Raw genomic sequence first — 11,833 nt, forward strand, 5'->3', positions numbered from 1 at the left:
TTACCCGGATTTCGCCTTACTCGGACTTCGCCCCGACCTCGGCCACCTCGGCCTTGCCGTTCTCGGTGTCACGGCTCGTGGCGTCACCCTTCTCGGCTGCCTGCCCGGGCTTGACGTCGAGACCGGCCTCCTTGCGCTGCTGCGCGGTGATCGGTGCGGGCGCGTCGGTCAGCGGGTCGACGCCGTTGCCGGTCTTCGGGAAGGCGATCACCTCGCGGATCGAGTCCAGACCGGCCAGCAGGGCGGTGACCCGGTCCCAGCCGAAGGCGATACCGCCGTGCGGGGGCGCGCCGTAGGCGAAGGCGTCGAGCAGGAAGCCGAACTGTTCCTGGGCTTCCTCGGCGCTGATGCCCATCACGTCGAAGACCCGTTCCTGCACGTCACGTCGATGGATACGGATGGAACCGCCACCGATCTCGTTGCCGTTGCAGACGATGTCGTAGGCGTAGGCCAGCGCCGAACCCGGGTCGGTGTCGAAGGTGTCCAGCGATTCGGGCTTGGGCGAGGTGAACGCGTGGTGCACCGCGGTCCAGGCCGAATATCCGAGCGCGACGTCACCGCTGGCGGTGGCCTCGTCGGCGGGCTCGAAGAGCGGGGCGTCCACGATCCAGACGAACGCCCACGCCTTCTCGTCGATCAGGCCGACCTTGCGGGCGATCTCCCCGCGCGCCGCGCCGAGCAGCGCCCGCTGCGCCTTGGCCGGACCGGCGGCGAAGAACACGCAGTCGCCGGGTTGCGCACCGACGTGCTCGGCCAAGCCCGCGCGCTCGGCGTCACTGAGATTCTTGGCGACCGGCCCGCCGAGCGTGCCGTCCTCGTTGACCAGCACATAGGCCAGGCCCTTGGCCCCGCGCTGCTTGGCCCAGTCCTGCCAGGCGTCGAGCTGACGCCGCGGCTGGCTCGCGCCGCCGGGCATGACGACCGCTCCCACATAGGGCGCCTGGAACACCCGGAACGGAGTATTCGCGAAGTACTCGGTGCACTCGGTGATCTCCACGCCGAACCGCAGGTCGGGCTTGTCGGAGCCGAACCGGCGCATCGCCTCGGCGTAGGTCATGTGCGGGATCGGCGTCGGGATCTCGTAGCCGATGAGCTTCCACAGCGCCGAGAGGATCTCCTCGGCCAGCAGGATGACATCCTCCTGGCGCACGAAGCTCATCTCGATGTCGAGCTGGGTGAACTCCGGCTGGCGGTCGGCGCGGAAGTCCTCGTCGCGGTAGCACCGCGCGATCTGGTAGTAGCGTTCGACACCGCCGACCATCAGCAGCTGCTTGAACAGCTGCGGGCTCTGCGGCAGGGCGTAGAAGCTGCCCGGCTGCAAGCGGGAGGGGACCAGGAAGTCACGCGCGCCCTCGGGGGTGGACCTGGTCAGCGTCGGCGTCTCCACCTCGACGAACTCGTGCCGAGCCAGCACCTCGCGCGCGGCGGCGTTCACCTTCGAGCGCAGCCGGATGGCATGGGCTGGGCCCTCGCGGCGCAGATCCAGGTAGCGATGCTTGAGACGGGCCTCCTCGCCGGGCTGCTCGTCGAGCTGGAAGGGCAGCGGCGCGCTCTCGTTGAGCACCTCGAGCTCGGTGACATTGACCTCGATCTGCCCGGTCGGTAGTTCCGGGTTCTCGTTGCCGTCCGGTCGTTGCTCGACCACGCCGGTGACCCGCACGCAGTACTCCGCGCGCAGACGATGCGCCTGTTCGGCGGGCTCGCCCTCGCGGAACACCGCCTGCGAGACCCCCGAGGCGTCGCGCAGATCGATGAAGATCACGCCACCGTGGTCGCGCCGGCGGGCCACCCATCCGGAGAGGGTGACGGTCTGACCGGCATGCTCGCTTCGCAGCGAACCAGCCAAGTGGGTGCGCAGCACGGGATTCCTTTCGACGAGTACGGTGCGCCAGCGACAGCGGTTGGCGCATGCAACATCGTAACCGCCCGATTCATGCACCGAGTCGCCGCATAGGCAGCTACTACAACGAATCACGCCCCGACTTTCGCTATACGCTTGTCAGGGCGTTATCCATCGCGGCATTCGCGATGAACGGGATATTCCCCCGAACAGTTGATCCGTCGCTGTCAGCGAACCCGAACCCATTCCCAATCCCGACAATCCCCGTAAACGACGGGCCCCTGCTTCGGACGCCACTCCCACACACGCCCCTGCTCATCCGAATAGAGAGTGCTGCCACGCCCCATACAGATATCTTCGTTGAATTCCCCGGCGATAATGATTCTCGACGACTCGACGGTATTTGCCGAGCTCAGAATCAACGCACCAACTGTCGCCATCAGAACTGCCGCGACAGCCGCGAAACGACCGACGATCGAACGACTCCCCATTTCAAACCTCCCCCATAGGCAAATTCGCCGTAGCGAGTAGACCATAGAATCCGCTCGTCGGCAATCGATCACGTTGCCTCGCAGTCGACGCACTCCGCTGAGCAGGCGCTTCCAGGCAGTAGGCTCTACGCCTAGCGTGACTATGGCCGAGCGCTCATCCCCGGCCCTCAGGACAGGAGGCGTACGACCCATGACCTTCAACGAGGGCATGCAGATCGATCCGAATGCCGTGAGCTCTCGCGGCCCGGGTGCGGGTGGCCGAATCGCCCTCGGTGGCGGGATCAGCGGCCTGGTCCTACTGGTCGTCATACTTCTTCTCGGCGGAGATCCCACGGAACCTTCCAGCCAGAGCCCGGAAACAGGCACCCCGGCGCACTGCCGAACGGGTGCCGACGCCAACAGGTACACCGATTGCCGGATTGCATTGACATCGATCAGCCTCAACGCGATCTGGGGAAGCCAATTACCCACTCAAGCCGGATACCAGTACACCGCGCCGGAAGTCGCGCTGTACTCAGGATCGGTGGCCACCGGATGCGGCAACGCCACCAGTGAAGTGGGTCCATTCTACTGCCCCGCCGACCGGACTGCGTATTTCGATACCAGCTTCTTTCAGGAACTCACGTCACGCTTCGGGGCCAGGGGCGGTCCCCTCGCAGAAGAGTACGTCGTCGCCCATGAGGTCGGCCATCACATCCAAAACCAGCTCGGCGATCTCGCCCGCTCCCAGCGCGATCCGCGCGGCCCTGAATCGGGTGCGGTGCGCACCGAGTTGCAGGCCGATTGCTACGCGGGCATCTGGGCCTACTACGCCGACAAGTCTCCCGCTCCCGGCGGTGACGAGCCGTTCCTGAAGCCCTTGTCCGACACCGACATCCGCGACGCCCTCTCGGCGGCTTCCGCCGTCGGCGACGACCGCATTCAGCAGTCGACCCAGGGCCAGGTGAACCCGGAAGCCTGGACCCACGGCTCCTCCGAGCAGCGCCAGAAGTGGTTCCTCTCCGGTTATCGCACCGGCCGGGTCGACGCCTGCGACACCTATTCCGCGAACGATCTGAACAGTCCGCCCGCCCTGCGCTGACCGGGCATGCGGACACCGGTGTGACGATGCCCACCTAGGCTCGCCACACTGTCATGATCTATGACGCTGCACCGAGCGGCACCCGCAGCGTCGCGGGCTCCCTAGTTTTCCACCGATAGGAACTGACATGCGAACGATCGCGTCGGCGCTGCTGGCCGCGGCACTGACCCTGGGCAGCCTGTGCGGTGTCGCCACCGCCGAACCGGATCAGGAGGCTCCCGATTTCGCCCTGGTCTCCCTGACCACCATTCCCAGCGGCTGGACCGCCCGCACCGACCTGCGCCCGCTGTTGGAGGTCGACGCCGACGGCACCGCCCTGCACCGCCCCGACGTGCTCTCCACCGACCGCGCGGCCGACACCGCACCTCGCGAAGTCGAAGGCAAGGTCGCCGCCGACGACCTCGACAAGGCGCTCGAGGCAATCCGCGAACTCCGTGAGGCCGACTTCGGCACCCCCGCCGTCACCGATCAGGGCATCCAGATCATCGACCTCATGCCCGAAAATCCCTCCGACGACGTGCATCTGATCCTCTACGCGCCGAACACCACCGACGGGCTCAGCGACGAGCAGCGCGACGCCCGCAAGAAGTTCGCCGAGGTCTTCGACGGCCTGATCGACGCGTTCGAAGAGAACGAATGAGCGTCCGGTAGGAAGCCACGAAGCGGGCCGTCCGCGGATGGCGGGGCGAGCGCTCACTGCCCGGTGTCGTGTTCGGTCAGTAAGCGTCGTCCGGGCGTAGCCGGTCCGATATCTCGGCGATCCATGCGGTGAAATGTCGGGTGAGGTCGGCGGGGGCGGACGGGCGGACGGTGATGTTGGCGGCACGCTCTTCGGTGTAGCGGCCGTCGCCGGAGATGTCGTACCACTGGAGCAGGCGGGCAGGCGCCGATCGCTTGTAGAGGGGACCGGTGAGCAGAGCCGCGGTGCCGCCACCGTCGGCGGGACGGCCGAGGAGGCGTTGGTAGCGCTCGCGCGGGGTATTGCGGGCGTTGTCCTGCGCGTAGCCGTCGCGGCGTGGGGCGAGGTCTCCGGGGTGGAAGACTTCCGGCCGCTGCGCGCCGGGGTGGCAGGCGGGAATCGCCTGGGTGAGACGCGCCGGGAGCTGGGCCGAATCGAAGGCGCGCAGGCGGATCGGGCCGTGCTCGCGGTCGGTGCCGTGCTGGGTGAGCACGACCGCGCGGTGACCGGCGCGGGCGCCGAGGACACGGTACTCGCGCAGGTCGTCGCGGCCGGTGCTGTTGCGGTGTCGGCAACTGCCGCCGAGGATTTCCACGCGGATGTCGGAGACGCTCAGTGTGTGCAGCGCCGCGCGGATGTCGTCGAGTTCGTCCGCCGAGTACCGGCCACGCACCGCGACCCGATGTGCCTCGGCCTCGTCGTTGAATGCGAAGCGGCTGATGTGCCGCAGCGGACCGGGGATTCGGTCGTGGGCGTCACCCAGCCACAACGCCGCGAAATCATCGGTGTCCCAACTCCACTCAGCCATTCACAATCTCTCTCCCGGCGGGCCGATTCCGACCGTCGTCCCGCCACACGATGAGCGGCGAGCCGTTCTCCGCCGCCCCATCCACCACATCTACTCCGGCTCGCCGCCGATGACGCCACCCGGCACGGCCGGCGGGGTCTCACCGAGCAATTCCTCGGTGTTCTGTTGCGTGATCAGATAATCCGGAATCTTGTGGGTCTCGTCGTCCTGACCGCCACCACGCGAACCCGGCGCACCCGCCATCCCGCCCATACCACTGCGGCCTGCCGCACCCGTCGAGGCCGCCGACGACGACGTCCCCGGCGCCGTTTGCGTGGCCTGTCCACCACCCGGGATGCTGCGACCCGGCTGCGGTGTACTCGATCCCGGACTGCCCGGCGAACCGGAGCCGGGACTGCCCGGCGCTCCCGGGCTCGACGGACTGGAACCGCTCGGCACCGTCCGGTTCGGATCCGACGGGTTCGAGCCCGCCGGGTTGGTACCGGCCGGATTCGTGCCCGCCGGATCCTGGCTCGACGGGGTAGTCGACGAATCGTCCTCGTCCGAAGACGAACTGTCCTCACCTTCGGGCTGCGTCTCCCCCGCACCCGGTTGCTCCTCCCCGGGCTCGCCGCCATCCGGCGTGCCGCTCGGATCACCCGATGACGGATCATCCGACCCGCCCCCGGCCCCGTTGCCGGAGCCGTCACCGGAATCGTCCACGAAACCGCCCGGCGGGACCACGATGTCCGGCGAGGAGGTGGGGCTCACGGGAGTCGGAAGCACCGGGATACTGCTGTCGATCGCCTTGAACGGCTGCACGTAGTAGTTGTTCATGGCGTCTCGTGCCGCCTGCTCCTCCTCGGTCTGCTCCCGCTGCAGATCCCAGCGGTTCGGAGGCCAGAGCCAGGAGGTCCAGGTGATCACCACGGGATCGGGGAGCGCGCTCTTCGTCTGGCTGATCGCCGACGCGGCCTCGGTGACCCTCGTCGACAATTCGTTCAGCGCGGGCGTCAGCTCCTCGGCCTTGGTGAGGTAGTTCTGAATGCTCTCCTTGGACTTGCGAGCCGCTTCTCCGCCCGACCAAGCCTGTTCCAACGAGGTCTGGATACCGCGGGCGAAGGTCCGCAAGCCTTCGTCCCAGAGCTCGCTGATCTGGTAATACTGCTGGGCCTGGTTGTTGGCGTCGGTCGGATCGAGCGGCTGGAAAGCCCCGACGATATCCGGGTGCGCCCAACTGGACGGATTCTCGCCACCGCCCGGAATCGCCGGGCTCTCGTGCCCGCTCACTGCCCAGCCCCTGGCAGCGGAACACCCGGCCACAGCGACGGAGTCGTTGCCGACGGCGCCGAACCATACAAATCACCCAGCACGCCGGGCATACGCCCCAAAGCCTCCAACGCCTGCTCAGGAGTCCGCTCCGCCGGCCCCCGATCGGGCAGGGTTTCACTCAACTGAGTGAACTGAGCCGCGAATTCACTATCGCTCTGCATAATTCGTTCGCGCGCGACCCGATAGAATGACTGGATATCCTCTACAATCTGATAATGCTGCTCCATCACCTCCCACACATTGTTCCCTCCAGCAGACTGCTGGGCCTTCTTCTTGAAGCGATCCACGACTGTCTGCGCTGACACCAATTCGCGGACTCTCTCACCTAAACCCCAATGCCCCTGCTCGGATATCTCGCTCGCTATCCGCTGGATCTGACGTATCGCCACCTTGAAGTACTCGCAGTCCCGATCGACATACACGAAGTCCTCGGGCTGCATCGAAAAGGACACAGCTCCTTCCGTCACGGCCGACAGCATGTTGGCCATCGGACGTGAAGGCTCACCAGCACTCATACGCTGACATCCTCCCCGGATCATTACCCATGTTTAGGCACTCGCAGGCAATAGGGGCACTATCTTCTCTGCCAGCACATACGCGAGATCGCAAGCATCGATATGACCGGTACTCTTCGCCGATGGCGGGTTCGTCAGGCCGAATTCCAGACTACCGCCTTTCATTGCAACGTCCAGAGTGCATGACGCTTCGGATTGGATATCCGACTGCCTACTAGAAATAGCTTCCCGACCAGCGACCCGAAACTCTCGAGTATCCGGGAACGTCTTGGATCTGACCATTTCTACGGTGATATTCGTCGTTCGTATACTGACCGCATAGCCATCAGGATTGCCCCACATGCAGCCGCGCCACTTTATCCCCCCGGATATGGTTGAGTCGTCCGAAATCTTCTGTCGTAACTTTTCCGAATCCAGGATACTTTGAGGAATGTCCTCACACGGATCGAATCCTGAAGGCACGTCCACCGCTACGGTGCCGACAACGCCGGACGGCTCATCGGGCGCGGCCTCTCCGCCCTGCGATGTTCCACATCCTGTTACAGTCAGCATGAAACCAGCAGCGACGCCTAGCCACCGGCTGCCAGATCGACTCGACATCATCACCCCATATTCGCCGAAAATCCTGGGCACCACCGGGGCGGACCGGCATCTCCTCCCCTGCCACCTGCCGGTGATACTACCGATGCATCGAGATCGGCAAGCCTCGCGAACTCGCATGGCCCTGCGGTGATTCCGAGAGAGCTCACCGCCGGCCCGCGCAACGCCTCAGAACTGATCCTGCTCGTAGTCCGAGCTGAGCAGTTCATCGGTATGGGTCGCACCGATGACCTCCGGCGTCGACTCACCGAGCGGCCCGGTGAGGTCGTCGTTGCCGGTGAGGCTTTGGTACGGGTCGACACTGCGCGAATGCTGGTCGTCGTCGCTCTGGCGCTGGCCCGCCGCGCCGCCACCGCCGCCCATGTACGAGCCGCTGGTCCCCGCGGGAGTGGTCGAGGTACCCGTGCCTGTGGGCATGCCGGTGGTCGGAATACCCGAGACGGGCCGTGCGCCGAGGAGGCTGGAGCCGGGTGAGCCCGAGCCGGGGGTACCGGTGGTGGGGATGCCGGTGATGCCGGGGGAGCCGGAACCTCCACCGGACCCGCCGGAACCCATCGGGCGGCCGAGGGAGCCGAGCGGGCCGCTGCCGGGGGTGCTCGCGTTGGAGGTGTTCAGCGAGGACGGGTTGGTCGAGGTCGACAGGTTCGGGGTGCCGGTGGCGGGGTCGGCGCTCGCGGCTTGCGTGGTGAGGCTTTCGGCCTGGGTCAGCAGCGGCTCGCCGAGGTTCTCGGCGGCCGCTTGGGCGACGTCCTGGGGGGCGGGCAAGCCGCTGTTGCCGAGGAGCTGGCCGACGAGGCCGTTGAGTTCGGCGGTCTTACCGGCGAGGTCGCCACGGGTGGCGTTGACGACGGTCACGGCTTGGCCGAGATGCTCGGTGGCGCTGGCGATCAGGGTGGCCTGACCGGGCGGGGTGAGGATGACCGGCGCCAGGGCGGTGGCCTGTGCGGCGAAGGTGCTCGCGATGCCGACGAGCTGGGCGTTGCCCTGCTGGACGACGGCCGCGGCGGCCTGGGTCAGCGCGGAGATGTCGAAGCCGCGCTGGCTGGTGTTCTGGCCTTGCGCGTTGGCCTCCTGACTGGCGACCTGCGCCTGACGCGACGCCTGCCCTTCCCACACCTGCTCGACGGTGGCCATGCTGCCCTTGGCGAGTTGCATGGCGGTTTCGACCATCTGGGAGGACTGGCTGAGGATCGCGGTCGGGTCCAGGGCGCCGAGGATGCCGGTGCCGAAGCTCTGGAGCAGCTGGAGGATCGGCTGGAAGAGCACGTCCACACCGGGCAGCGCCGGAACCTGCAGGCCCTGCATGAGCGAGCCCACCGGGTCGGCGGGCAGGCCCGGCAGCTGCGGCAGCTGGTCGGCGGCGGCCGCGGCGGCCTGCGTGGCCTGGACAGCGGCGCTCTGCGCAGCCGCTCCGGCCTGACCGAGCGCCTGCTGCACAGAGTCCTGGGTCTGTTGCACGGCATAACTGATGCCGCTGCTCTCCAGGAACGTGTTCGCCTCGGTCTGGAGGCCGCCGAGAATGTCCTGCGGGTCGGCGGACTGCCCCGCACCGAGGCCGGGCATTCCCGGCGGGAAGGTGCCGGCGGCCCCGTTGTCGTCGGATTCCTTACGCGCCAGGATGAATTCAGGTGCTTCGATCGGTGGCAGATCGACGGGCAGCTGCGGCAGGGGCAGGTCGATCAGCGCCTGATCGGCGGGGATGCCCACCGGCTCGGTGGGTGACGAGGGTTCGGTCGCGGGCACGGAGAGCGGCTCGGCAGGGCCCGATCCCATAAGGGGGTGGCCGGTGTCGATCGCGGGCTGTGCGGTGGCGGGCACAGCGGCGCCGATGATGCCGGTGTCGGTGACGTCGAGTGGCTTCATCCCGGCCTCAGATCCCGCTCGCCTGCGTGTTCATCTGCGCGGCGTTCTCGCCGTCGGTCTCCTCGAACAGCGAGGCGGCCGAGAAGGCTTTCCACGACAGGTCGTTGTACTTACCGGCCAGATCGTGGATGTCCTTGGCCTGCAATACTTGCGCGGCCGCGAAACTGGCCAGGTAGTCGGCGCCGATCAGGCCGAACACCGGCGTCAGCGCCGACACCTGGCCGATCAGATCCATATCGGCCGCGGCCGTGATCTGGCCCGCGATCGTGGCGTGCTCCGTGGCGAACTGCCGGACCGCCGTGGGATCTACCGAGAATTCACTCATCGAGTGGCCCCCCATCCGTCGTAATGTGCTGTCGCCGCATCGGACGGCTCGCGACGACTGGTGCGACCCGACCGCTCCGAACGTTCCTGCTTGTCCCACCCCGAAGCGATCGCGCCGTCGCCGGCCGAGGCCGCTACGGTTCGGCTCAATATAGCCGATGGTTACCACAGGTTTCGAGTTCATCGCCCCCTCGGCCGCCCGCCGCCGGATCCGCCCCACAAACTAGAACATGTTGCAAATTAGAACAAGTTCTATATTCTCGGTGCCATGAAGGTCGCAGTGACCGGCGCAGCCGGGTACCTAGGCACGAATCTACTCCGCCTGCTCACCGCCCACGGGCACGAAGTGGTCGCCGTCGACCGCGTGATCCCGGAGCACCCGAGGCCGGGCGTCACCTGGGTCGATGGCGACGTGCTCGATCCCGCCTCGATGCGCGCGGCGCTGGCCGGCGCGGAGGTCGTCTACCACCTCGTCGCGGTCATCACGCTGGCCGATCGCAACGAACTCGCCTGGCGGGTCAACACCGAGGGCGTTCGTGTCGTCGCCGAGGCGGCACTGGCGGTCGGCGCCCGGCGCATGGTGCATGCCAGTTCCATCCACGCCTTCGACCAGTACAGCTGCGGCGGCCACATCGACGAGACCTCGGTACGGTCGACCGATCCCGGCCTGCCGGTCTACGACCGGTCGAAGTGGGCGGGCGAGGTCGCCCTGCGCGAGGTGATCGCCAAGGGGCTCGACGCGGTGATATGCAACCCCACCGGCGTATTCGGCCCGGCCGATTACGGCGTGCCGCTCTCCCGCATCAACCGATCACTGCGTGACGCAGCCCACGGCCGACTGCCCGCGATGGTCGACGGCGGATTCGACCTGGTCGACGTACGCGATGTGGCCGCGGGGTTGATCCTGGCGGGCGAAAAGGGCCGCACCGGCGAGAACTATCTACTCGGCGGCACGATGATCTCGATGACCGACGTGTGCACGCTGGCCGCACAGCAGCGCGGCAAGCGCGGACCGCGCATCACGATCCCCCCGAAACTGGTCGGCCGGCTCATCCCGGTACTCGAGCCGATCGGCAAGATGCTCGGCACCGACATCCTGTCCAAGGCCGCGCTCGGCGCCCTGATCTCCGCACCGGCGGTCGACCACAGCAAGGCCACCACCGAACTCGGCTACCAGCCGCGGCCGATCGAGGAAACGGTGCGCGACCTCGTCGCCTTCTTCGACGACCCGGCGAGCGTGGAGGCGTCCGACGCGCGGACACCGCTTGACACGCCCTAGAACGCGTGTTCGACTGGTCCGGTGCGGTGGCAGAACCAGATACTGGACGCCGACGACGGCGCTCTGCCCGGCCTGAGCCGAGCAGAGTTCGTCCGCACCGTGACCACCCCGGAGTTCGATGACATCACCTTCCACGAGGTGCTCTGCAAGAGTGCGCTGAACCGGGTACCCGAGGAGAGCGGTCTGCCGTTCCGCTGGACGGTCAACCCGATGCGCGGGTGCTCGCACGCCTGCCGCTACTGCTTCGCCCGCCCCACGCACGAATACCTGGATCTGGACGCGGGCCGCGATTTCGACACCGAGATCGTGGTGAAGACGAACGTGGCGGCCGTGCTGCGCCGGGAGCTCGGCAAACGCTCCTGGCATCGCGAGCCGGTCGCGCTGGGGACCAACACCGATCCGTACCAGCGCGCCGAAGGGCGATACCGGTTGATGCCGGGCATCATTCGCGCGCTCACCGATGCGGGGACGCCGTTCTCCATTCTCACCAAGGGCACGCTGCTTCGACGGGATCTGCCGCTGCTCACCCTCGCCGCCCGTGAGGTGGACGTGCGGCTGGCGGTGTCGATCGCCCTGCTCGATCCCGACCTGCACCAGCAGATCGAGCCGGGCACGCCGTCGCCGAGGGCGCGCCTGGACTTGGTGAGCGCGTTGGCCGAGGCCGGCTTCGCGGTGAACGTCATGGTCGCGCCGATCATTCCGTATCTGACCGACAGCAAGACCCATCTCGACGAATTGTTCGGCGCGATCGCGACGGCGGGCGCGGCCTCGGCGGTCACCATCCCGATGCATCTGCGCGGCAGCACACGCGGCTGGTTCCTGGGCTGGCTGGCCGAAACCCACCCGGCGCTGCTGCGCCGGTACCGGCAACTGTACGGACGAGGCGCGTACGTCGGCCCGGAGTACGCGGGCTGGCTGCGCGAGCGCACCACTCCCCTGCTCGAGCACCACGGTCTGATCAGGCCACCCGCCGAACCCGCGGCGCCCGCGGCCGCTTCACCGCGCGTTACGGACCCGCAACTGGCGCTGTTCGCCTGACCGC

11 protein-coding genes are annotated in these 11,833 nt (G+C 67.2%); 4 read left to right on the forward strand and 7 right to left on the reverse strand.

Annotated elements, in window-relative coordinates:
* Positions 1–16: 16 nt before the first annotated feature.
* Positions 17–1,861, reverse strand: a complete 1,845-nt coding sequence (gene aspS, locus IU449_RS07490) for an aspartate--tRNA ligase (RefSeq protein WP_195001157.1) — start codon at positions 1,859–1,861, stop codon at positions 17–19.
* 660 nt (positions 1,862–2,521) lie between these two features.
* On the opposite strand from aspS, the gene IU449_RS07495 reads away from it, so the two are divergent.
* The gene (locus IU449_RS07495) at positions 2,522–3,412 is read left to right on the forward strand and encodes a neutral zinc metallopeptidase (protein WP_195001158.1); all 891 of its coding nucleotides are present in this window, start codon (positions 2,522–2,524) and stop codon (positions 3,410–3,412) included.
* A gap of 127 nt (positions 3,413–3,539) precedes the next feature.
* Positions 3,540–4,052 carry a hypothetical protein gene (locus IU449_RS07500; protein ID WP_195001159.1) on the forward strand — a complete coding sequence of 171 codons (513 nt, stop codon included), beginning with the start codon at positions 3,540–3,542 and terminating at the stop codon, positions 4,050–4,052.
* Between the two features lie 76 nt (positions 4,053–4,128).
* Here the strand turns inward: IU449_RS07500 and IU449_RS07505 are convergent, their stop codons facing one another.
* The 6 genes from IU449_RS07505 to IU449_RS07530 form a co-directional block, all read right to left on the reverse strand.
* Positions 4,129–4,899 (reverse strand): ESX secretion-associated protein EspG, encoded by a 771-nt coding sequence (locus IU449_RS07505; protein WP_195001160.1) that lies wholly within the window; start codon positions 4,897–4,899, stop codon positions 4,129–4,131.
* Positions 4,900–4,989: 90 nt separating this feature from the next.
* Positions 4,990–6,168 (reverse strand): hypothetical protein, encoded by a 1,179-nt coding sequence (locus IU449_RS07510; RefSeq protein WP_195001161.1) that lies wholly within the window; start codon positions 6,166–6,168, stop codon positions 4,990–4,992.
* Positions 6,165–6,725 (reverse strand): hypothetical protein, encoded by a 561-nt coding sequence (locus tag IU449_RS07515; RefSeq protein WP_195001162.1) that lies wholly within the window; start codon positions 6,723–6,725, stop codon positions 6,165–6,167. The genes IU449_RS07510 and IU449_RS07515 overlap by 4 nt, the downstream gene beginning before the upstream one ends.
* A gap of 33 nt (positions 6,726–6,758) precedes the next feature.
* Complete coding sequence (locus IU449_RS07520) at positions 6,759–7,445, reverse strand: DUF3558 domain-containing protein (RefSeq protein WP_195001163.1); 687 nt, start codon at positions 7,443–7,445, stop codon at positions 6,759–6,761.
* 48 nt (positions 7,446–7,493) lie between these two features.
* Positions 7,494–9,188, reverse strand: a complete 1,695-nt coding sequence (locus IU449_RS07525) for a hypothetical protein (RefSeq protein WP_195001164.1) — start codon at positions 9,186–9,188, stop codon at positions 7,494–7,496.
* Between the two features lie 7 nt (positions 9,189–9,195).
* The gene (locus tag IU449_RS07530; protein ID WP_228803789.1) at positions 9,196–9,513 is read right to left on the reverse strand and encodes an ESX-1 secretion-associated protein; all 318 of its coding nucleotides are present in this window, start codon (positions 9,511–9,513) and stop codon (positions 9,196–9,198) included.
* A gap of 267 nt (positions 9,514–9,780) precedes the next feature.
* Between IU449_RS07530 and IU449_RS07535 the strand changes: the two genes are divergently transcribed.
* Together IU449_RS07535 and IU449_RS07540 are read left to right on the forward strand one after the other, a co-directional pair.
* Positions 9,781–10,791, forward strand: coding sequence for an NAD-dependent epimerase/dehydratase family protein (locus IU449_RS07535; protein WP_195001165.1), 1,011 nt, complete (start codon positions 9,781–9,783; stop codon positions 10,789–10,791).
* A gap of 21 nt (positions 10,792–10,812) precedes the next feature.
* Complete coding sequence (locus tag IU449_RS07540; protein ID WP_195001166.1) at positions 10,813–11,829, forward strand: Rv2578c family radical SAM protein; 1,017 nt, start codon at positions 10,813–10,815, stop codon at positions 11,827–11,829.
* Positions 11,830–11,833 lie beyond the last annotated feature (4 nt).

This window comes from Nocardia higoensis, assembly GCF_015477835.1.
In the GTDB taxonomy this organism is placed as follows: domain Bacteria; phylum Actinomycetota; class Actinomycetes; order Mycobacteriales; family Mycobacteriaceae; genus Nocardia; species Nocardia higoensis_A.